Source organism: Kitasatospora sp. NPDC028055 (assembly GCF_040637885.1).
In the GTDB taxonomy this organism is placed as follows: domain Bacteria; phylum Actinomycetota; class Actinomycetes; order Streptomycetales; family Streptomycetaceae; genus Kitasatospora.
This window is the reverse complement of sequence record NZ_JBEZXE010000012.1, coordinates 121,557-142,696: the sequence shown is the minus strand read 5'-3', so window position 1 is coordinate 142,696 and position 21,140 is coordinate 121,557. Positions and strand designations below refer to the sequence as shown.

Here is a 21,140-nt window from a genome sequence, read left to right as displayed (position 1 = left end):
CCTTCCGGAAAGGCTCATGACGTTCACGGCGGTGTTCACGACCCGGCCCCGCGGCCGGTCGTGCGGTGCTCGACGTTCACGACCCGACCCTGCGGGCCGTCGTGAAGCGGGGCCGGTTGTTCAGGTCGCGGTGGTCGGCCGTGTCCGTCCAACCGCGTTCCTCGTTGAAGATCCACGGCACCTGGCCGCCCTGCTGGTCGGCGTGCTCGATCACCACCGCGCCGCCCGGGCGGAGCAGCCGGGCGGCCACCCGCTCGATGCCGCGGATGGTGTCCAGGCCGTCCTCGCCGGAGAACAGGGACATCTGCGGGTCGTGGTCGCGGGCCTCCGGCGCGACGTACTCCCACTCGGTGAGCGGGATGTACGGCGGGTTGGAGATCACCAGGTCGAAGCGGCCGTCCCAGGAGCGGTCGTCCTCGAAGGCCTTGGTGGCGTCACCGGCGTGCAGGGTGACCCTGGCCCGGTCCGGGCTGGCCTCGATGTTGCGCCGGGTGTACTCCAGCGCCCCCGCGTCCAGCTCGAAGGCGTGCACGGTGGAGCGCGGCAGCTCCTGGGCCAGGGCGAGCGCGATGGCGCCCGAGCCGGAGCACAGGTCGACCACCAGCGGCTCGGCGACGTCCATGTCGCGCACCGCGTCTATCGCCCACTCGACGACCGTCTCGGTCTCCGGCCGGGGCACGAACACCCCGGGGCCGACCGCCAGTTCGAGGTAGCGGAAGAACGCCCGCCCGGTGATGTGCTGCAGCGGCTCGCGGGCCTCGCGGCGCGAGACCGCCTCCCAGTAGCGGGCGTCGAAGTCGGCGTCCTGCACGGTGTGCAGCTGGCTGCGCTTGACGTTGTGGACGTAGGCGGCAAGTTCCTCCGCGTCGAAGCGCGGCGACGGCACGCCGGCCGCGGCCAACCGCTGGGTGGCCTGGGCCACCTCGGCGAGCAGCAGGTTCATCCGTACGACCTCATGTTTCTGCGCTCCGGCTTCGGTCTTGCGTCGGGCTGGGGCGCGCCGGTCTCAGTTCTCTTGGGCCGCGGCGAGCTTGGCCGCCGCGTCCTTGTCGACGCAGGACTGGATCACGGCGTTCAGGTCGCCGTCCAGGACCTGGTCCAGGTTGTACGCCTTGAAGCCCGTGCGGTGGTCCGAGATGCGGTTCTCCGGGTAGTTGTACGTCCGGATCCGCTCGGAGCGGTCCACCGTGCGGACCTGGCTGCGACGCGCGTCCGAGGCCTCCCGCTCGGCCTCCTCCTGCGCGGCGGCCAGCAGCCGCGAACGCAGGATGCGCATCGCCTGCTCCTTGTTCTGCAGCTGGCTCTTCTCGTTCTGGCAGGACGCCACGATACCGGTCGGCAGGTGGGTGATCCGGACCGCCGAGTCGGTGGTGTTGACCGACTGGCCGCCCGGGCCGGAGGAGCGGTAGACGTCGATCCGCAGGTCGTTGGCGACGATCTCGACCTCGACCTCCTCCGCCTCGGGGGTGACCAGTACGCCCGCCGCGGAGGTGTGGATGCGGCCCTGCGACTCGGTGGCGGGGACGCGCTGCACGCGGTGCACGCCGCCCTCGTACTTCAACCGGGCCCAGACGCCCTGGCCGGGCTCGGCGCTGCCCTTGGTCTTCACGGCCACCGAGACGTCCTTGTAGCCGCCGAGGTCGGACTCGTTGGAGTCGATGATCTCGGTCTTCCAGCCGATCCGCTCGGCGTAGCGCAGGTACATCCGGAGCAGGTCGCCGGCGAACAGCGCGGACTCCTCGCCGCCCTCGCCCGCCTTGATCTCCAGGATGACGTCCTTGTCGTCGCTCGGGTCGCGCGGGACGAGCAGCAGCCGCAGTTCCTCGGTCAGCTCGTCGCGGCGCGCCTCGGAGTCCTTCACCTCGGAGATGAAATCCGGGTCCTCGGCGGCGAGTTCGCGCGCGGCCTCGATGTCCTCGCCGGCCTGCCGCCACTGCCGGTAGACCCGGGTGATCGGGGTCAGCTCGGCGTACCGCTTGGCCAGCTTGCGGGCGTTGTTCTGGTCCGCGTGGACCGACGGGTCGGCCAGCCTCGTCTCGAGGTCGGCGTGCTCGACGAGGAGCTCTTCGACTGCCTCGAACATGGGGTGGCCTTCTTCCCGGGGACTCGGAACGTGCGGGGGGTGCGGAACGGGGCGGAGCTGCGCGGTTCGCGCTGGGACGCGAACGGCGCCGGTCCCCTGCGCCCCCGACAACGAGTAGGGGGCACCGGGAACCGGCGCCGAGGGAGCGCTAGGCCTTCGCGCTGTGCTGCTTGCCGAAGCGGGCCTCGAAGCGGGCCACGCGGCCACCGGTGTCGAGGATCTTCTGCTTGCCGGTGTAGAACGGGTGGCACTGCGAGCAGACCTCGGCGCGGATCTCGCCACTGGTCTCGGTCGAGCGGGTGGTGAACTCGGCGCCGCAGGTGCAGGTCACGCGGGTGACCACGTACTCCGGGTGAACGTTGGACTTCAAGGGGTTCTCCTAGTTTTCGGGAGGGCACCGGGTCGGCGGCTGGGAATGCCGCACGTGAACCGGGACCGACGGACCAGTCTGCCAGGACCGGCCGCATCTTCCCAAACCGGGTCCCGCCGCGGCTTATTCCGGGGACGTCGGGCCGACGGCTCAGCGGGCCGCGGAGGCCTTCGCGGTGGGCTTCACGGACGGCTTCGCGGTGGGCTTCACGGACTGCCCGGCGGCGCCCGTCGCCGGGGCCGTGGGGGCCGCCTGGGCGGGGTTCTCCGGCTGGGCCGAGACCACCGCCTGCGGGAGGGGCTGGTCGGCCCTGAGCGCCGCCCAGAGGCTCCCGGCCTGCGGCTGCTGCTCGACCACCCGGTTGGGGTCGCTGGGCGCGGTCACCACCGGCAGGGTGACCATGCTCAGCTGGTCCGGCCCGATCCCCTTGAGCTCCTGCACCAGCCCGACCAGGGAGTTCACCGAGCCGAGCGCGGAGTCGGTGGTGACGCTCTTGGTCATGGTGTCGCCGATCGACCACAGCTTGACCGGGTTGGAGAACAGCCCGAGCCCGCCGGCCTGCTGGAGCAGCGACTTGACCATCTGCTTCTGCAGCTCGATCCGGCCGAGGTCGCTGCCGTCGCCGACGCCGTGCCGGGTGCGCACGAAGGCCAGCGCCTGCTGTCCGTCCAGGTGGTGCTGGCCCGCCGGCAGGTCGAGCCCGCTGTCCTTGTCGTGGATGGCCACCGTGGTGGTCACGGTGGCCCCGCCTATCGCGTCCACGACCCGGGCGAAGCCGGCGAAGTCCACCTGGAGGTAGTGGTCCATCCGCAGCCCGGTGAGCTGCTCGGTGGTCTTGACGGCGCAGGCCGCGCCGCCCGCCTCGAAGGCGCTGTTGTACATCGCGCGCTTGGCCGCCGGGACGGCCTTGCCGGCGCCGTCGGTGCACTGCGGGCGGTCGACCAGGGTGTCGCGCGGGATCGAGACGACCGAGGCCCTGGAGTGGTCCTGGTAGACGTGGACCACCATCGCGGTGTCGGAGCGGGCGGAGTCACCGGTGTCCCCGCCGGCCAGGTCGCCGTTCTCGCCGACCCGCGAGTCGGAGCCCAGCACCAGGATGTTGAAGGAGCCGTCGGTGGCGGCCGGGGGCCGGGCGTCGCCGAGCCGGGAGTCGATGTCGACGCTCTTGATGTTGCCGTTGAGCTTCAGGTACGCGTACGCCCCCGCACCGCCGCCGGCGACGACGAGCGCGGCGACCGCGCAGGCGGACCACCGCAGGACCTTGCGGCGGCGACTCGGGACCCTCTTGTGCTCGGCCATACGGTCCAGAGTAAATCGGACAAGAAGATCAAATAGTCCCAAGCTGTCCCAACTCTGGAACAAAGCGGCCACGGACGCACGGAACCCCGGACCGCTCGCGCGATCCGGGGTTCCGTGCTGTGCAGCCGGTCCGACTACGGTCAGTCGCCCGAGCCGGGGGTGGTCTTGGCGATCTGCATCAGGAACTCGGCGTTGCTCTTGGTCTGCTTCATCTTGTCCAGGAGCAGCTCGATCGCCTGCTGCGAGTCGAGCGCGTGCAGCACCCGGCGCAGCTTCCAGACGATGGCCAGCTCCTCGCTGCCGAGCAGGATCTCCTCCTTGCGGGTGCTGGAGGCGTCCACGTCGACGGCCGGGAAGATGCGCTTGTCCGAGAGCTTCCGGTCGAGCTTGAGCTCCATGTTGCCGGTGCCCTTGAACTCCTCGAAGATCACCTCGTCCATCCGCGAGCCGGTCTCGACCAGCGCGGTGGCCAGGATGGTCAGCGAGCCGCCGTTCTCGATGTTGCGCGCGGCACCGAAGAACTTCTTCGGCGGGTACAGCGCGGTCGAGTCGACACCACCGGACAGGATGCGGCCGGAGGCCGGCGCCGCCAGGTTGTAGGCGCGGCCCAGGCGGGTGATCGAGTCCAGCAGGATGACCACGTCGTGGCCCAGCTCGACCAGGCGCTTGGCGCGCTCGATGGCCAGCTCGGCGACGGTGGTGTGGTCCTCGGCCGGGCGGTCGAAGGTCGAGGAGATGACCTCGCCCTTGACCGACCGCTGCATGTCGGTGACCTCTTCCGGACGCTCGTCGACCAGGACGACCATCAGGTGGCACTCGGGGTTGTTGTGGGTGATCGCGTTGGCGACCGCCTGGAGCACCATGGTCTTGCCGGTCTTCGGCGGCGCGACGATCAGACCGCGCTGGCCCTTGCCGATCGGCGACACCAGGTCGATGATCCGGGTGGTCAGCACGCCCGGGTCGGTCTCCAGGCGCAGCCGCTCCTGCGGGTACAGCGGGGTGAGCTTGTTGAACTCGGGGCGGCCGCGGCCGGTCTCCGGGTCCATGCCGTTGACGGAGTCCAGCCGCACCATGGCGTTGAACTTCTCGCGGCGCTCGCCCTCGCGCGGCTGGCGCACGGCGCCGGTGATGGCGTCACCCTTGCGCAGGCCGTTCTTGCGGACCTGGGCGAGCGAGACGTAGACGTCGTTCTGGCCCGGCAGGTAGCCGGAGGTGCGCACGAAGGCGTAGTTGTCCAGGATGTCGAGGATGCCCGCGACCGGGATCAGGACGTCGTCCTCGCCGATCTGGGTCTCGACCGGACCGGCCTCGAAGCCCTCGCGGCCACGACGGCCCCGACGGTCGCGGTAACGGCCGCGACGGCCGCGACGGCCCTCGCCGAACTCGTCGTCGTCGTAGCCGCCCTGCTGGGCCTGCGGCTGCTGGGCCTGCTGGCCCTGGCCGCCCTCGCGGCGCTGCTGGCCGTCGCCCTGGCCCTGCTGCTGGCCCTGCTGGCCCTGGCGGTCGGTGCGCTCGCGGCGGTTGCGGCGGTCGCGACGCGACTCGCGGCCGTCGGCGTCCTGCCCGGCCTGGGCCTCGCCGGCGTCCTGGCGCTCGGTGCGCTCCGTGCGCTCGCCGCCGTCCCGGCGGTCACGGCGCTCGCGGCGGTCGCGACGGGTCTCGCGACCCTCCTCGCGGCCTTCGAAGGCGCGGGTCTCGGCCGGACGGTCGGCCTGCTTGGGCTCGGCCACCGCGACGGTGGCGGCCTCGGCGACGGTCTCCGCGGCCGCGACGGGCGCGGTCGGGGCGCCGGCGGCCGAGGTGGCGCGGCGGCGGGTGCGCTCGGCACGGGCCGGCGCGGCGGTCTCGGCGGCGGCCTGGACCGGGATCTCGATCTGGGCCTGCGGCTCGGCGGCCGGGGCCGCGGCAGCGGCGGCGGCGGCCTTGGTGCGGCGGGCCGGCTTCTCGGCCGGGGCCTCGGCGTCCGCCTTGGCGGCGGTGCGCTTGGCGGCCGGGGCGCCACCGGCGGCGAGCAGCGGGTCCCCGCCGCTCTTCTCCTTGATGGTCTCGATCAGCTGGCTCTTGCGCATGCGTCCGGTACCGGTGATGCCCAGGTCCGCGGCGAGCTTCTGCAGCTCGGCGAGGACCATTCCGTCCAGGCCCGCGGCGGCACTGCGGCGGCGGCGGGCCGGGGCAGCGGGGGCGGCGGTCGCGTCCGACGCTTCGGCGTCCGGGCGCGCGCCCATCAGATCGGTGGAGTCGCTCACTAAGGGTCCTTCCCTGGAGCGGACGTCGGCCTGTCTGGCTCGGCGACCGGTTGTGCTGTCCTGACCAACGCTCGACTGCGTCGGTCCGAGGCGGTGATCCCTCGAATGGCGGGAGCCCGTCGAGGGAGAGCTGCGAGGTGCGGTGCGTGAAGCACGGTGGTGCTGAGGTGGCGCGTGGGCCGGTCGTGGGTCGACCTCCCCAGAGGGCGTTGCGCCCACGCTGCCTGCGAATCCCGGGCCCCCGTCGCGTGACGGTGGCCCGCGCTCCGCCCGTCCTGGCCTCTAGGTGGGAGACCGCGGGTGGGAGTCAGGTGCCGTCACGGCTTCGGGATGCGACCGCTTGTCGCGCAGGCAGGCTGCGTACGCGCTGCGGTGGGCTCCCGGAGAATCGTCGCCCCGGACATCGCGGCGGTTCCACGGCAGTGGAACGCTGGGATCGGGACGCGGCGCACCTAGCCCCGGAGGGCACCTGGTGCAGCAATGAGGTTAACACTACCGACCCCCTCAGACATTCCCCGACCTCGAGCTTGCCAATCGTGTCCGGACGGCCCGGCTCCACGCCGGGCCGAACCGGCAGCTCAGACGCCCAGCGGGAGCACGGTGGCCCCGGTGCGGTCGACCTCGAGCCGGTGCGCGGCGAACGCCGGATCGCCGCCGTGGCCGTGGTGCCCGGCGAAGGAGAGCACCTTGTCGACGCCCGCCTCGTCGGTGAGCGCCAGCACGGTCGGGCCGGCCCCGGAGATGACCGCGGGGACGCCCTCCGCGCGCAGCGCGCCGACCAGCGCGGCGCTGTCCGGCATGGCGGAGGCGCGGTAGTCCTGGTGCAGCCGGTCCTCGGTGGCGGCGAGGAGCAGTTCGGGGCGCCTGGTCAGGGCCTCCACCAGCAGCGCGGAGCGGCCCGCGTTGACGGCGGCGTCGGCCAGCGGGACGGTCTTCGGCAGCAGGCCGCGGGCGGTCTCGGTGAGCACCTCGCCGGCCGGCACGAACACCACCGGGACGACCTGCCCGGAGGGCTCCAGGGCGACCGCCTTGGCCGACTCCTCGTCGGTCCAGGCGATGGTGAAGTTGCCGCGCAGGCAGGCCGCGACGTTGTCCGGGTGGCCCTCCAGCTCGGAGGCGAGGGCCAGCAGCGCGTCGTCGTCCAGCGCGGACGGGCCGCCGATGGTGACGGCGCGGGCGGCCACGATGCCGGCGCAGATGGCGGCCGAGGAGGAGCCCAGGCCGCGGCCGTGCGGTATCCGGTTGGCACAGACCACTTCGAGGCCGCGCGGCTGGCCGCCGAGCCGGTCGAAGGCGGCCCGCATCGAGCGGACCAGCAGGTGGCGCTCGTCCCGCGGCAGCGTCTGCGCGCCCTCACCGGCGATGTCGACGGAGAGGCCGGAGTCGGAGACCCGGACGACGACGTCGTCGTACAGACCCAGCGCGAGCCCGAAGGCGTCGAAGCCAGGGCCGAGGTTGGCGCTGGTCGCGGGAACCCGGACCCGGACGGCGGCGGCACGGAACGCAGGACCGGCCATGCGGTGGACTCTCCTGGGGAAATCGGGCGGCGCGGAGCGCGTCGTCGGTGCGAGGTGGGGAAAGGGCCGCGGGCCCCTCGGGCCTGGCGGTCGCTGTCGTCGGCGCGGCCCGTACCAGGACGGGCCCGGGGCATGTGCCACACGGCCGGACCCAGAGTATCGAAGAGAGGTTCCCCAGTGGTACACCCCGTGGGCCTTCGATCTGGTGTGTTGCCGGTTCTGGCCGGAATGCGCACCCCCCGCGGTCAGGGAACGGGGTGGAATCGGATCGGAATGCGCCGCGGAATTGACACAAAAGTGTCACCCGAGAACTTCGACGGGCCGACCCCCGAAAGGGTCGGCCCGTCGCAGTGTCAGGCCCCGCCGTCAGTCCAGCAGTCCGAGCCGCCGGGCCGCGGCCTCCGGGTCGACCGGGACGACCTGCGGCTGCGGCGCACCGGCCACCGCCCAGTCCGGGTCCTTGAGACCGTTGCCGGTCACCGTGCAGACGATCCGCTGGCCCGGGTCGACCAGTCCGGCCTCCGCCTTGGCCAGCAGGCCGGCCACCGAGGCGGCCGAGGCGGGCTCCACGAAGACGCCCTCCTGTGCGGCCAACAGCCGGTAGGCGGCGAGGATCTGACGGTCCGTCACCTTGTCGATGAGGCCGCCGGACTCGTCCCGCGCGGCGAGCGCGAAGTCCCAGGAGGCCGGGTTGCCGATCCGGATCGCGGTGGCGATGGTCTGCGGCTTGAGGACGGGCGCGCCGTCCACGATCGGGGCCGAGCCGGCGGCCTGGAAGCCCCACATCCGCGGGGTGCGGGCGGCCATCCCGTCGGCGGAGTACTCCCGGTAGCCCTTCCAGTAGGCCGTGATGTTGCCCGCGTTGCCGACCGGCAGGACGTGGATGTCCGGGGCGTCGCCGAGCATGTCGACGATCTCGAAGGCCGCCGTCTTCTGGCCCTCGATCCGCACCGGGTTCACCGAGTTGACCAGCGCCACCGGGTACTTCTCGGACAGTTCGCGGGCCAGCGTCAGGCAGTCGTCGAAGTTCCCGTCGACCTGGAGGATCTTCGCGCCGTGCACCAGCGCCTGGCCCATCTTGCCCAGGGCGATCTTGCCCTGGGGGACGAGCACGGCGCAGACCATCCCGGCCCGCACCGCGTAGGCGGCGGCGGAGGCCGAGGTGTTGCCGGTGGAGGCGCAGATGACGGCCTGGGCGCCCTCCTCCTTGGCCTTGGAGATGGCCATCGTCATCCCGCGGTCCTTGAAGGAACCGGTCGGGTTGGCGCCCTCGACCTTGAGGTAGACCTCGCAGCCGGTGCGCTCGGAGAGCACCTGGGCCGGTACCAGGGGCGTGCCGCCCTCCAGCAGGGTGACCACCGGGGTGGCCGCGGTGACCGGCAGGCGGTCCCGGTACTCCTCGATCAGGCCGCGCCACTGGTGGGTGTGCGCGCCTCGGACGACGTTCTCGGCAACGGCGTTCATGGCTGGTTCCTTATTCCCCTTCGACCCGCATGATGCTGGCCACGTCCCGCACGCTGTCCAGCGCGCGGAGCTTGTCGACCGTCGCCGACAGCGCGGCGTCGGTGGCACGGTGGGTGACCACGACGAGCGAGGCGTCGCCGTCGCGGCCCTGCTGGCGCACGGTGTCGATGGAGACGCCGTGCTCGGCGAAGACGGACGCGACCTGGGCGAGCACACCCGCCCGGTCGTCCACGTCCAGGCTGACGTGGTAGCGGGTGACCACCTCGTCCATCGGCTTGGCGGGCAGCTGCGTGTACACGGAGTCACCGGGACCGGTGGCCCCGGCCAGCTTGTTGCGGCAGACCGCGACCAGGTCGCCGAGCACCGCGGAGGCGGTCGGCGAGCCGCCCGCGCCCGGGCCGTAGAACATCAGCCGGCCGGCCGCCTCGGCCTCGACGAACACCGCGTTGTACGCCTCGCGGACGGACGCCAGCGGGTGCGAGAGCGGGATCATCGCGGGGTGGACGCGCGCGGTGACGGACTCGCCGTCGGCGGCCCGCTCGCAGATCGCCAGCAGCTTGACCACGCAGCCCATCGCCTTGGCGGAGGCGATGTCGGCGGCGGTGACCTCGGTGATGCCCTCGCGGTAGACGTCCGCCGCGGTGACCTCGGTGTGGAACGCGATCCCGGCCAGGATGGCGGCCTTGGCGGCGGCGTCGAAGCCCTCGACGTCGGCCGTCGGGTCGGCCTCGGCGTAGCCGAGCGCGGTGGCCTCCTCCAGCGCCTCCGAGTAGCCGGCGCCGGTGGTGTCCATCTTGTCGAGGATGAAGTTGGTGGTGCCGTTGACGATGCCCAGCACCCGGTTGACCTTGTCCCCCGCGAGGGACTCGCGCAGCGGGCGCAGCAGCGGGATCGCGCCCGCCACCGCGGCCTCGTAGTACAGGTCCACGCCGGCCGCGGCGGCCGCCTCGTGCAGCTCGGTGCCGTCCTTGGCGAGCAGCGCCTTGTTGGCGCTGACCACCGAGGCGCCCTGCTCGAAGGCGGACAGGATCAGCGATTTGGACGGCTCGATGCCGCCCACCACCTCGACCACGACGTCGATGTCGCCCCGGGTGACCAGGGCCTCGGCGTCGGTGGTGATCAGGTGCTCGGGCACCCCGGGGCGCACCCGGCCGGCCCGGCGGACCGCGATCCCGGCGAGCTCGACCGGGGCACCGATGCGAGCGGCGAGGTCGTCGGCCGTCGTCGTCATGATGCGCGCCACCTCGGAGCCCACCACACCACAACCCAGCAACGCCACCTTCAGCGGGCGCGTACGCATCATCCGACTCCGCTCTGCATTCTTCGTGCTTCGGTATTTCCGGCGGTTTTCAGGGGCCGCCGGAGACTTCGGTCCGTACCAGTCTCGGGGACTTTCCGCACGGATCTACGGTCGTTCCATGATCTGAGACGAGAATTTCGTCATCCGATATCCAGGCGCAGGAGATCCTCCTCCGTCTCGCGCCGGACGATCACCCGGGCCGCGCCGTCCTTGACGGCGAGCACCGGCGGCCTGAGGGCGTGGTTGTAGTTGCTCGCCATCGAGCGGCAGTAGGCGCCGGTGGCGGGCACCGCGATCAGGTCGCCCGGAGCCAGGTCGGACGGCAGGAAGGCGTCCCGGACGACGATGTCGCCGGACTCGCAGTGCTTGCCGACCACCCGCACCAGCATCGGCTCGGCTTCGCTGGTGCGCGACACCAGGGCCACCGAGTACTCGGCGTCGTACAGCGCGGTGCGGATGTTGTCGGACATCCCGCCGTCCACGCTGACGTAGGTGCGCAGGCCCTCCAGCGGCTTGACGGTGCCGACCTCGTACAGCGTGAACGCGGTCGGGCCGACGATCGCCCGGCCCGGCTCCACGCTCAGCCGGGGGGCGTTCAGGTTCGCGGCGGCGCACTCCCGGCGGACGATCTCGGCCAGCGCGGCGGCGATCTCGGCCGGCTCGCGCGGGTCGTCCTCGCTGGTGTAGGCGATGCCCAGGCCGCCGCCGAGGTCGATCTCGGGCAGCTCGACGCCGTGCTCGTCGCGGATCCCGGCCAGCAGGCCGACCACCCGGCGGGCGGCGACCTCGAAGCCCGCCATGTCGAAGATCTGCGAGCCGATGTGCGAGTGGATGCCGCGCAGCTCCAGGCTGTCGTGGCCGAGCACCCGGCGCACCGCCTCGGCGGCCGCTCCCCCGTTGAGGGACAGGCCGAACTTCTGGTCCTCGTGCGCGGTGGCGATGAACTCGTGGGTGTGCGCCTCGACGCCGACGGTGATCCGGATCAGCACCTGCTGGCGCACGCCCTGGCGGGCGGCGATCGCGGCCAGCCGCTCGATCTCCTCGTAGGAGTCGACCACGATGTGCCCGACGCCGGTCTTCACGGCGTGTTCCAGCTCGTCCACCGACTTGTTGTTGCCGTGCAGCGCGATCCGCTCCGGCGGCATCCCGGCGGCCAGCGCCACCGCCAACTCGCCCACGCTGCACACGTCGAGGTTGAGGCCCTCCTCGTGCAGCCAGCGCACGACCGCCTTGGAGAGGAAGGCCTTGCCGGCGTAGTAGACGTCCGCGTCGGTGCCGAAGGCGTCCCGCCAGGCGCGGGCCCGGCTGCGGAAGTCCTCCTCGTCCAGCACGTAGGCGGGGGTGCCGAACTCGGCCGCCAGCCGCTTGACGTCGATCCCGCCGACGGTGGCCACGCCCTCGGCGTCGCGGGCGACGGTGCGCGACCAGACCTTGGGGTCGAGCGCGTTGAGGTCGGCCGGCGGGGCCTGGTAGTGGCCCTCGGGCAGGACGTCGCCGTGCCGGGGGCCTGCGGGGTGTGCGGAACGACTCATGTCCGGGTTCCTTCGAGACCTATGGCGAGGGGCGGCGACGGTCCCCGTTGACCGTCAGCCGCCCCCCGCTGAGCGCTTGGGGGTGGTGCCTACATCCGCTCGGGCGCCGTCACGCCCAGGAGCGTGAGGCCGTTGGCGATGACCGTGCGCGTGGCGTCGGCCAGCCAGAGGCGGGCGCGCGTGAGGTCGGTGACCTCCTCGTCGCCCCGGGGCAGGATGCGGCAGTTGTCGTAGAAGCGGTGGTACTTGGCGGCCAGGTCCTCCAGGTACACGGCGACCCGGTGCGGCTCGCGCAGCTCGCCGGCCGCGGCCAGCACGCGCGGGAACTCGCCGAGGTGGCCGAGCAGGTCGGACTCCCACTCGGTGGCCAGCAGCTCCGGTTTGAAGTCCTCGGCCGCACCGCGCGTGATGCCCTGGTCGTCGGCGTTGCGCTGGACCGCGCACATCCGCGAGTGGGCGTACTGGACGTAGTAGACCCGGTTCTCGTTGGTCTGGCTGGTCAGGATGTTGATGTCCAGCGTGATCGTCGAGTCCGTGGAGGAGCGCGCCAGGGTGTAGCGGGCGGCGTCCACGCCGATCCACTCGACCACGTCGTCGATCGTGATGATGTTGCCGGCCCGCTTGGACATGCGGACCTCTTCGCCGTCGCGAAGCATCTTCACGAACTGGCCGATCTTCACCTCGATGTTGTGGCCCATGTCGTCGCCCGCGCAGGCCGCGATGGCCTTGAGGCGGTTGACGTAGCCGTGGTGGTCGGCGCCCAGCATGTAGAGCGCGACCTCGGCGCCGCGGTCCCGCTTGGACAGGTAGTACGCGGCGTCGGCGGCGAAGTAGGTCTTGTCGCCGTCGGCCTTGATCAGGACGCGGTCCTTGTCGTCGCCGAAGTCGGTGGTGCGCAGGAAGACCGCGCCGTCCTGCTCGAAGACGTGGCCCTGCTCGCGCAGCCGCTCGATGGCCTTCTCGACGGCGCCCGAGTCGTGCAGCGTCTTCTCCGAGAACCAGACGTCGAAGTGGGTGCCGAACTCGTCCATCGAGCGCTTGATCTCGGCCACCATGAGCTTGAGGCCCTCGGTGCGGAAGACCTCCAGCTGCTCGGCCTCGGGCAGGTCGAGCACGCCCGGGATCGCGTCGGTGAGCGCCTTGGCGATGTCGACGATGTACTCGCCGACGTAGCCGCCCTCGGGGACCTCACGGCCGTTCGCGGCGGCCTGCAGCGAGGCGGCGAACTTGCTGATCTGCACGCCGGCGTCGTTGAGGTAGTACTCGGTGGTGACGTCGGCGCCGGAGGCCCGCAGCACCCGCGCCAGCGAGTCGCCGACGGCGGCCCAGCGGACGCCGCCGATGTGGATCGGGCCGGTCGGGTTGGCGGAGACGAACTCCAGGTTGATCTTGAGGCCCTTGAGCGCCTCGTTGCGGCCGTACGCCTCGCCCGCCTCGACGATGGTGCGGGCGAGCGCACCGGCGGTGGCGGTGTCCAGGGTGATGTTCAGGAAGCCCGGACCGGCGATGTCGACCTTGGCGACGCCGGTGATCCCTCGCAGGCGCTCGGCCAGGGCCTCGGCAACGGCTCGCGGCGGCTTGCCGGCCGCCTTGGCGAGCTGGAGGGCCACGTTCGTCGCGTAGTCGCCGTGGTCCCGGTTCTTGGGCCGCTCGACCGTCACGTGCTCGGGCACGGCGACGGCCAGTTCGCCCGCCTCGACGGCGGAGCTCACTGCGGCCTGGATTGCCTGGGAAAGGTCTGCGGGGGTCACGACGCCAAGCGTAGGCGAGACGGGGTGCCCGCCCGCCACTCGGTTTGCCGGTTGAGACGGCGCGGGACGGCGCCCCCTGGGGTGTCAGCCGTGATCCGTACGCTCTGTTCGCTCAGGGCGAAACCCGCCGGACCGTTCCGCGGCCCGCATCAGCCGGCGGACCAGGGCCACCAGATCGGCGGGGTCGAAGGGCTTGCCGAGGTAGCCGTCCACCCCGACCGCCTCCCCCAGGTCGAGGTCCGCCGGGGTGCAGGCGCTCACGATCGCGATCGGCAGCCCGCTGGTGTCCGGGGTCGCGCGCAGCCGGGCCGCCGTCCGCAGGCCGTCCAGCCGCGGCATCACCACGTCCAGCGTCACCACGTCGGGCTTCACCCGGCGGATGACCTCCAGGCACTCGGCGCCGTCGGCGGCGGTCACCACCTCGAAGCCCTCGAGCTCCAGGTTGACCCTGATCAGCTGGCGGATCACCTCGCTGTCGTCCACCACGAGGACCCGCCCGGACACTCCCGACACCTCACCGAGGGTATCGGCGGCCCCGTCGCCCCGTCCGGCCTTTGGACACTTCCGCCCGTCGGGCGGCCGGCGGCACCCCGACGATCTTTCCGGAAACCCGTGCACGGACCCCGCCGGAAGCCTGGTAGTGTTCATCCCGTCGGAACGCGCGAGTGACCGACAGGCCAACCGGCCCCCGTAGCTCAGGGGATAGAGCACCGCCCTCCGGAGGCGGGTGCGTAGGTTCGAATCCTACCGGGGGCACTTCGCAGGAAGTGCAGTTGAGGCCCAGATCAGTGGAGTTGATCCACGGATCTGGGCCTTCGTCATGTCCGGGCACGGCTGCCCCGGGAGGGGTGCCGACGGGCCCGGGCCCCGGGGGGACGGGCCCGGACCCGTCGGGTCAGGGGGCGCTGCCCTCGACCTGGGTGTACAGGGCCGCGATGGTGTGGTCGAAGTAGGCGCTGTACGAGGTGTCGTCGCTCTCGCCGCCCTGCTGGTAGCCGCCGATCGCGCCGACCACGTCCCCGGTCGCGGTGTTGATCCAGGGGCCGCCGCTGGTGCCGGCCGGGTAGGACGGGCAGTCGATCACCCGCTGGTAGGCGCTGTGCTGGGCGGTGGTGTTGGTGCAGAGGCTGGGCGTCTCGGCGTCGGCCGGGTAGCCGTAGAGGCGGACGGTGGCGCCGAAGGACTCGTCGGTGCCGAGCTTGTTGCCGCCGACCACGTCCTCGACGTTGCGGCCGTTGTTGGGGGCGGTCTCCAGGATCGCGAAGTCCTCGTCCACGTCGCCGTTCTGGGCCCAGCCGTCGGCGGTGTGGACCGCGGTCACCTGCCAGGTGCCGTACGGCGCGGAGCCGTCGCGGTAGCCGGGGGCGAAGGTCACGCCGCCGGCGCTGCTGACGCAGTGCGCGGCGGTCAGCAGCAGGTTGCCGGTGGCGCTGTGCAGCACGCTGGCGGAGCAGAAGTGGTTGCCGGGCCCGACCGGACCGCTGAACAGGGCGCCGACGGTGGAGGACTCCCGGTCGTCGGCGGGGGCGGCGGCCGTCCTCCCGAGCGCGACGCTGCGCACGTCGGGTGCGGCGGACGCGGTCGGCGACGGAGTGTCCGTGGCGGTCGGTGTCGGGGTGTCCGTCGGGGTGGGGGTGTCCGTCGGGGTCGGGGTCGCGCTCGGGGTGGTGTCAGCGGCCGGGCCCGGCGAGGCCGGCGCCGCGCTGGCGGTGGTCGGGGCGGGCACGACGGCCCGGGTGCTGCGGGCCACCTTCCCGGCGGCCGTCGCGTCCGACAGGCCGAACCCGTGCGTCCCGGCGACCACGCCGGCCACCAGGAGGGCGGACAGCGCGGTGAACAGCGAAGGGGCGAGCAGACGGTGACGGCGTGACCTCGCGCGGCTGTGCTGGCCCATTCCCTGACTCCCCTGCCCTGGTCGGTGGCGCCTCGTTCGGTCAATGACTATGGCGCCTCAGCCTGGAAGGCTCGTTACCGTCGGCTTGGAGCTCGATGAGAAAGCGCCCACCGGAGCAGGAGCGTAACCGGAACGGGCTCCGCGATGAAGGCGGTGGAGGTCGAAGCCGGTGGATGTCGCGGCACGGCGGCGCCCCCGCGCTCCCCGGGCGGGTGGCCCGGGGAGCGCGGGGGCGCCGGGGTTGCGGTGCGCCGTCGCGGTCAGTCGGCCGGTGGCCGGTCCCGCCCCGCCTCCGCGCGGACGTCCGCGGCCGGCTTCACGTTGGCCTTCACGTCGGCCATGGCCGCGGCCCGCGGGCTCGGCCGGCCGTCCACGGCCGCCTGCGCGGCGGCCGGCGCCTGCGCGCCGCCCGGGACGGCAGTCGCCTCGGCGGGCGACGGCCGGTGGTCGATCATCAGGAAGGCGACCAGTGCGGCCAGCAGCAGCACGCCCATCGCGACCCAGGTGGCGACCACGTAGCCGTGCACCGCGCCCTGGGCCCGCACCAGCGGATCGCTGGTGATCCGGGTGGCCAGGTAGGTCGCGGTGGCACTGGCGGCGATCGTGTTCAGCAGCGCCGTACCGAGCGAACCGCCCACCTGCTGGGCCGAGTTGATGGTCGCCGAGGCCGCGCCGGCCTCGTGCGGGGCGACCCCGAGGGTGGCCAGGCTCATCGCCGGCATGAACACCAGGCCCATGCCGAAGCCGATCAGCAGCACCGAGGGCAGCACCATGGCGGCCCACGGGCTGTCCACCTTCATCTGGGTCAGCCAGGCCATGCCGCCCGCGGCCAGCAGCAGCCCGGGGGTGATCAGGTTCCGGGACGGCACCCTGGTCATCAGCCGCGCCGCCACCCCGGTCGAGCTCAGGATGATGGCCGCCGTCATGGGCAGGAAGGAGACGCCCGAGACCACCGGCGAGAAGTGCTTGATCGCCTGCATGTAGTAGGTGAGGAACAGGAACAGGCCGAACATGCCGACCATGGCCAGGCCCACCGAGAGGGCGCCGCCGCCGCGGTTGCGCTCGGCCACGATGTGGATCGGCAGCAGCGGGTGCGCGGAACGCCTCTCGACCAGCACGAACACGGCCAGCAGGGCCAGGCCCAGCAGCAGCGAGCCGATCACCAGGCCGTCGCTCCAGCCCCGGGTGACGGCCTCGGAGGTGCCGAACACGATGGCCAGCAGGCCGCCGCAGCCGAGCAGCGCCCCGGGCAGGTCCAGCTTGATCCGGCGGCCCTTCTCGACGTGGTCGCGGTTGAGCACCCGGAATGCCGCGAAGGCGGTCACCGCGGCGATCGGGGCGTTCACGAACAGGCACCAGCGCCAGTCCAGGTACTCGGTGAGCAGCCCGCCGGCGATGAAGCCGATCGCGGCGCCGCCACCGGCGATCGCCCCGAAGATGCCGAAGGCCGTACTGCGTTCCTTCGGATCGGAGAAGGTGGTGGAGAGCAGCCCCAGCGCGGAGGGGGCGAGCAGGGCGCCGAACGCGCCCTGGAGGGCGCGGGCGCCGAACAGCATGGCCGGGTCGACCGCCGCGCCGCCGAGGGCGGAGGCGAGGGCGAAGCCCAGCAGGCCGAGGATGAAGACGCGCTTGCGGCCGAAGAGGTCGCCCAGCCGGCCGCCGAGCAGCAGCAGGCCGCCGAAGGCGAGGGTGTAGGCGGTGATCACCCACTGCCGGTCCGCGTCGGAGATACCCAGGTCCCGTTGGGCCGACGGCAGCGCGATGTTCACGATGGTGATGTCGAGGACGATCATGAGCTGGGCGATGGCGATGACCGTCAGCGCCCACCAGCGGCGACTGTCGGCGGTCCCATGACCGATGGCGGCGGGTTGAGCAGACACTGGTCGAGCCTTCCGGAGGGGGTACGGAGAGGTCACGCAGTCGCCTTCCAGCCAAACGCCGACATCGGGGAATGGCAAGGAAAAACCTGACAAAATCGACCTTTGTCGGACAAAAGGACCAGGGCCCCGGGACTTCTGACCGAGTCCCGGGGCCCTGGTCCCCGCCGCGCGCCTCAGCGTGCCGGGAGCTCCACCCAGCGTGGCGGGAGCCCCGCTCAGAGCCCCACTCAGAGCGCCGCTCAGAGCGCCGAGAGCTCCTCGACCAGGTCGTCCAGCCCCAGCGAGCCCTGCGAGAGCGCCGCCATGTGCCAGGCCTTGAGGTCGAACTCCTCGCCGCGCGCCTCGTGCGCCGCCCGCGCCGCCGCCCGGCCCCGCAGCCAGGCGCGCTCGCCCAGCTTGTAGCCGATCGCCTGGCCGGGCATGCCCAGGTAGCGGACCAGCTCGCTGTCCAGGAAGTCCGCGGACAGGCCGCAGTAGCGGCCGAAGAACTCCCGCCCGTGCTCCGGGCTCACCGGCTCGCCCGGCCGGTACGGGGAGTCCGCCGGGAAGTCCAGGCCGACGTGCATGCCGATGTCGACGATGACCCGCAGCGCCCGCATCATCTGGGCGTTGAGGAAGCCCAGCCGGTGGCCCGGGTCGGTGAGGTAGCCGAGCTCGTCCATCAGGCGCTCGGCGTACAGCGCCCAGCCCTCCAGGTTGGCGCTCACCCCGCCGAGGCTCACCTGGTAGCTGGAGAGCCGGTCGGCGACGTACACCCACTGCGCGAGCTGGAGGTGGTGGCCGGGGACGCCCTCGTGGTACCAGGTCGACACCAGGTCCCAGACCGGGAAGCGCTCCTCGCCGAGGACCGGCAGCCAGGTCCGGCCGGGGCGGCTGAAGTCCAGGGCGGGCTGGGTGTAGTACGGCGCGGCGGCGCTGCCGGGCGGGGCGATCCGCGACTCGACCCGGGTGACCGGCTCGGCCAGGTCGAAGTGGGTGCCCTGGAGGTCCCGGATGGCCTGGTCCATCAGGCCCTGGAGGTACTCCCGGGCCGCCTCGGCGCCCTCGATCGCCGGGCCGTCCGTCTCCAGCCACTTCATCGCCGCCATCGGGCCGACGCCCGGGCGGACCTTCTCGGCCTCGGCCTCCATCTGCGCGAGCAGGTCGTGGAACTCGCTCCAGGCCCACGCGTACGCCTCGTCCAGGTCCAGGTCCGCGCCCGTCCAGTAGCGCACCCAGCGGGCGTAGCGCTCCCGCCCAGCGGTGTCCGGGGCGTCGGCGGCGGCCGGGCCGTACACGTCGCGCAGCCAGTCGCGCAGCGCGGCCAGCGCCTCGGCGGCGGCCACCGCGTGCACGGACAGCTCGGCCCGCACGCTCTCCGGGGCGTCCTGGACGAACTCGCCGAACCAGCCGCCCGGGACGTCCCCGGCCAGCCAGTCGCCGAACTGGCCGACCACCGTCTCGACCTGGCGCGGGCCGGACAGCAGACCGCGCTCGATGCCCTCGGCCAGCGTCCGCCGGTACTGCTCCAGCGCCAGCGGGAAGCGGGCCAGCCGACGGCCGATCAGCTGCCACTCGGCCTCGGTGCCGGTGGCCATCAGCGTGAAGGCCTCCCGCGTGTTGTGCACCGGGGAGCCCAGGTTGCGCACCGCGCGGTAGTCCTCCCCGGCGTCGTGCACGGCGAGTTCGGCGGTCAGCCGCTCGCGCAGCAGGCGGGCGCAGCGGCGCTCGGCCTCGTCGTCGGCGGCTCCGGCCCGCTCGGCCTCGTCCAGCCGGGCCAGGGTGCGGCGGGCGAGGTCGGCGATCCGCTCGGCGCCCTCCGGGGAGAGGTCGGGCAGCCGGTCGTCCTCGGGGTTGAGGCCGAGGTAGATGGCGGTCAGCGGGTCGAGGTCGGCCAGGGCCTGGACGTAACCGTCGGCGATGCGGCGGGGAGTGTCGCCGCCGGTGGTGATCAGTTCTTCAACCATTCGGACATCATGGCGGTGCCCGGGCCGATTGCAAGCCTCCGTCATCGACCGTTGACGGGCTGGGGTCCACGGTCTGACCCAGCGTGAGCGAGGCAAACGCCCGTTCGGAGAGATCCGGTGCGCGACAGGCCCCGATCGGTACCACGCCCATTACGCTGACGGCCATGGAAGCCCGCCCCACCTCGGCAACCGACCCGGCCGCCCCCGGACCGCGCCCGCGCCGCGCCGGCTACCGGCGGCTGCCGGTCGAACAGCGGCGCGAGCAGCTGATCGCGGTCGCCCTGGAGCTGTTCGCCGCCCGGCCGCCCGAGGAGGTCAGCCTGGACGACGTCGCCGAGGCCGCCGGCGCCTCCCGGCCACTGGTCTACCGCTACTTCGCGGGCGGCAAGCAGCAGTTGTACGAGGCCGCGCTGCGCACCGCGGCGGACGAGCTGACCGGGCGGTTCGCCGTCCCGTCGGCCGGGCGGCCCTCCGAGCAGCTGGCCGCGGCGCTGGACGGCTACTTCGCCTTCGTGGCCGAGCACGACGCGGGCTACTCGGCGCTGCTGCGCGGCGGTTCGGTGGTGGAGACGGCCCGGACCACGGCCATCGTGGACGACGTCCGGCGGGCGGCGCTCCGGCGGACCCTGCGGCACCTGGGGGTGCGGGAGGCCGGGCCGCGGCTGACCCTGCTGGTGCGCTCCTGGATCGCGGTCGTCGAGGGCGCGTCGCTGAGCTGGCTGGACGAGGGGCGCGCGCTGCCGGTGGAGGGGCTGCGGGACTGGCTGGTCGACCAGTTCACGGCGATGGCGGCGGCGACGGCGCTGCACGATCCGCAGACGGCGGAGGTGTTGGCGGGGCTGCTCGCGCTGGAGGGGCCGCGGGCGGAACGGGCCGAACGACTGCGGGCGGTGCTGGGCGGCGCTCGCCCGGACGGGGCCTGACGGCCTCCCGACCCCCGTGCCAAGGGTCGGGCCTCAGGCCGCGGGCCTCAGGCCTCAGGCCTTGCCGAGCACCTGGCGCTGCCGGCCGAGGCCGTCGATCTCGATCTCGACGACGTCCCCGGGGGCCAGGAACGGCTTGCCCGGGTGGCCCAGGGTGACCCCGGCCGGAGTGCCGGTCACCATCACGTCGCCGGGCTCCAGCACCATGAACTGGCTGGCGTAGCGAACGAGTTCCAGCACCGGGAAGATCATCTCCGCGGTGCTGCCGTGCTGCCGCCGCTCGCCGTTGACCCAGAGCCGCAGCGCCAGGGCCTGCGGGTCGGCCACCTCGTCCGCGGTGACCAGCCAGGGCCCGAGCGGGGTGAAGGTCTCCGCCGACTTGCCCTTGTCCCACTGGCCGCCGCGCTCGAACTGGAAGGCCCGCTCGGTGACGTCGTTGGCGATCGTGTAGCCGGCGATCACGGCGGCGGCCTCGGCGTGCGAGTCCAGGTAGCGGGCGGTGCGGCCGATCACGATCGCCAGCTCGGCCTCGTAGTCGGTCTTCTCACCGCCGCGCGGCACCAGCACCTCGTCGTAGGGGCCGACCACGGTGGAGCTCGGCTTGAGGAAGATCACCGGCTCCTCCGGGATCGCGGCCCCGGCCTCGGCCGCGTGGTCGCGGTAGTTGAGCCCGATGCCGACCACCTTGCCCGGCCGGGCCACCGGCGCGCCCACCCGCTGGCCGGCCAGGTCCACCACCGGCAACGCACCGGCGGCCACCTCCCGGGCCAGCTCGGCGGTGTCCAGCCCGGCGAGGAAGGCCCCGTCGAGGTCGCGGGCCCGTCCGGAGAGGTCGTACGCGGTGCCGTCCTGGCCCAGTACGACCGGGCGCTCGGCGCCCGGGGGTCCGACGCGGAGGAGCTTCATCGATCCGTCACCAGCCTTTCGTCGCAGCT

At 72.7% G+C, this 21,140-nt stretch carries 16 protein-coding genes and 1 tRNA gene; 2 read left to right on the top strand and 15 right to left on the bottom strand.

Features of this window, described 5'->3' with window-relative positions; translation table 11 throughout:
* Positions 1 to 76: 76 nt before the first annotated feature.
* From prmC to AB0F71_RS15950, 11 genes are all read right to left on the bottom strand, one after another.
* Complete coding sequence (gene prmC / locus AB0F71_RS16000) at positions 77 to 943, bottom strand: peptide chain release factor N(5)-glutamine methyltransferase (protein WP_360233602.1); 867 nt, start codon at positions 941 to 943, stop codon at positions 77 to 79.
* Positions 944 to 1,006: 63 nt separating this feature from the next.
* Positions 1,007 to 2,083: a peptide chain release factor 1 gene (prfA, locus tag AB0F71_RS15995; RefSeq protein WP_360233600.1), complete on the bottom strand. Its 1,077-nt coding sequence runs from the start codon at positions 2,081 to 2,083 to the stop codon at positions 1,007 to 1,009.
* Positions 2,084 to 2,231: 148 nt separating this feature from the next.
* Positions 2,232 to 2,453, bottom strand: a complete 222-nt coding sequence (rpmE, locus tag AB0F71_RS15990) for a 50S ribosomal protein L31 (RefSeq protein ID WP_030235761.1) — start codon at positions 2,451 to 2,453, stop codon at positions 2,232 to 2,234.
* Positions 2,454 to 2,603: 150 nt separating this feature from the next.
* On the bottom strand, positions 2,604 to 3,752 hold the full coding sequence (locus AB0F71_RS15985; protein WP_360233597.1) for an LCP family protein: 1,149 nt from the start codon (positions 3,750 to 3,752) through the stop codon (positions 2,604 to 2,606).
* A 140-nt stretch (positions 3,753 to 3,892) separates the two neighbouring features.
* Positions 3,893 to 5,998, bottom strand: a complete 2,106-nt coding sequence (gene rho, locus AB0F71_RS15980) for a transcription termination factor Rho (RefSeq protein ID WP_360233594.1) — start codon at positions 5,996 to 5,998, stop codon at positions 3,893 to 3,895.
* A gap of 578 nt (positions 5,999 to 6,576) precedes the next feature.
* A complete protein-coding gene (thrB, locus tag AB0F71_RS15975) occupies positions 6,577 to 7,515 on the bottom strand; it encodes a homoserine kinase (RefSeq protein ID WP_360233591.1) in 939 nt (312 codons plus the stop codon).
* A gap of 366 nt (positions 7,516 to 7,881) precedes the next feature.
* Positions 7,882 to 8,979, bottom strand: a complete 1,098-nt coding sequence (gene thrC, locus AB0F71_RS15970; RefSeq protein ID WP_360233588.1) for a threonine synthase — start codon at positions 8,977 to 8,979, stop codon at positions 7,882 to 7,884.
* Positions 8,980 to 8,989: 10 nt separating this feature from the next.
* Entirely contained in the window at positions 8,990 to 10,282 is a 1,293-nt protein-coding gene (locus tag AB0F71_RS15965) for a homoserine dehydrogenase (protein WP_360233585.1), read from the bottom strand.
* Positions 10,283 to 10,419: 137 nt separating this feature from the next.
* Complete coding sequence (gene lysA / locus AB0F71_RS15960; RefSeq protein ID WP_360233582.1) at positions 10,420 to 11,811, bottom strand: diaminopimelate decarboxylase; 1,392 nt, start codon at positions 11,809 to 11,811, stop codon at positions 10,420 to 10,422.
* A gap of 89 nt (positions 11,812 to 11,900) precedes the next feature.
* Complete coding sequence (gene argS / locus AB0F71_RS15955; RefSeq protein WP_360233579.1) at positions 11,901 to 13,562, bottom strand: arginine--tRNA ligase; 1,662 nt, start codon at positions 13,560 to 13,562, stop codon at positions 11,901 to 11,903.
* 84 nt (positions 13,563 to 13,646) lie between these two features.
* On the bottom strand, positions 13,647 to 14,066 hold the full coding sequence (locus tag AB0F71_RS15950) for a response regulator (RefSeq protein WP_360233707.1): 420 nt from the start codon (positions 14,064 to 14,066) through the stop codon (positions 13,647 to 13,649).
* Positions 14,067 to 14,246: 180 nt separating this feature from the next.
* Here AB0F71_RS15950 and AB0F71_RS15945 point away from each other — a divergent pair.
* Positions 14,247 to 14,318, top strand: a tRNA-Arg gene (locus AB0F71_RS15945).
* A gap of 139 nt (positions 14,319 to 14,457) precedes the next feature.
* On the opposite strand, the gene AB0F71_RS15940 is transcribed toward AB0F71_RS15945, so the two are convergent.
* The 3 genes from AB0F71_RS15940 to AB0F71_RS15930 all read right to left on the bottom strand — a co-directional run bounded on the left by AB0F71_RS15940 (position 14,458) and on the right by AB0F71_RS15930 (position 19,282).
* Positions 14,458 to 15,456, bottom strand: coding sequence for a trypsin-like peptidase domain-containing protein (locus AB0F71_RS15940; protein WP_360233576.1), 999 nt, complete (start codon positions 15,454 to 15,456; stop codon positions 14,458 to 14,460).
* Positions 15,457 to 15,716: 260 nt separating this feature from the next.
* Complete coding sequence (locus AB0F71_RS15935) at positions 15,717 to 17,336, bottom strand: MFS transporter (RefSeq protein ID WP_360233573.1); 1,620 nt, start codon at positions 17,334 to 17,336, stop codon at positions 15,717 to 15,719.
* Between the two features lie 239 nt (positions 17,337 to 17,575).
* Positions 17,576 to 19,282, bottom strand: coding sequence for a DUF885 domain-containing protein (locus AB0F71_RS15930; protein ID WP_360233570.1), 1,707 nt, complete (start codon positions 19,280 to 19,282; stop codon positions 17,576 to 17,578).
* A 164-nt stretch (positions 19,283 to 19,446) separates the two neighbouring features.
* On the opposite strand from AB0F71_RS15930, the gene AB0F71_RS15925 reads away from it, so the two are divergent.
* Positions 19,447 to 20,205, top strand: a complete 759-nt coding sequence (locus AB0F71_RS15925; protein ID WP_360233567.1) for a helix-turn-helix domain-containing protein — start codon at positions 19,447 to 19,449, stop codon at positions 20,203 to 20,205.
* Between the two features lie 54 nt (positions 20,206 to 20,259).
* Here the strand turns inward: AB0F71_RS15925 and AB0F71_RS15920 are convergent, their stop codons facing one another.
* Positions 20,260 to 21,111, bottom strand: coding sequence for a fumarylacetoacetate hydrolase family protein (locus tag AB0F71_RS15920; protein WP_360233564.1), 852 nt, complete (start codon positions 21,109 to 21,111; stop codon positions 20,260 to 20,262).
* Positions 21,112 to 21,140: the final 29 nt, after the last annotated feature.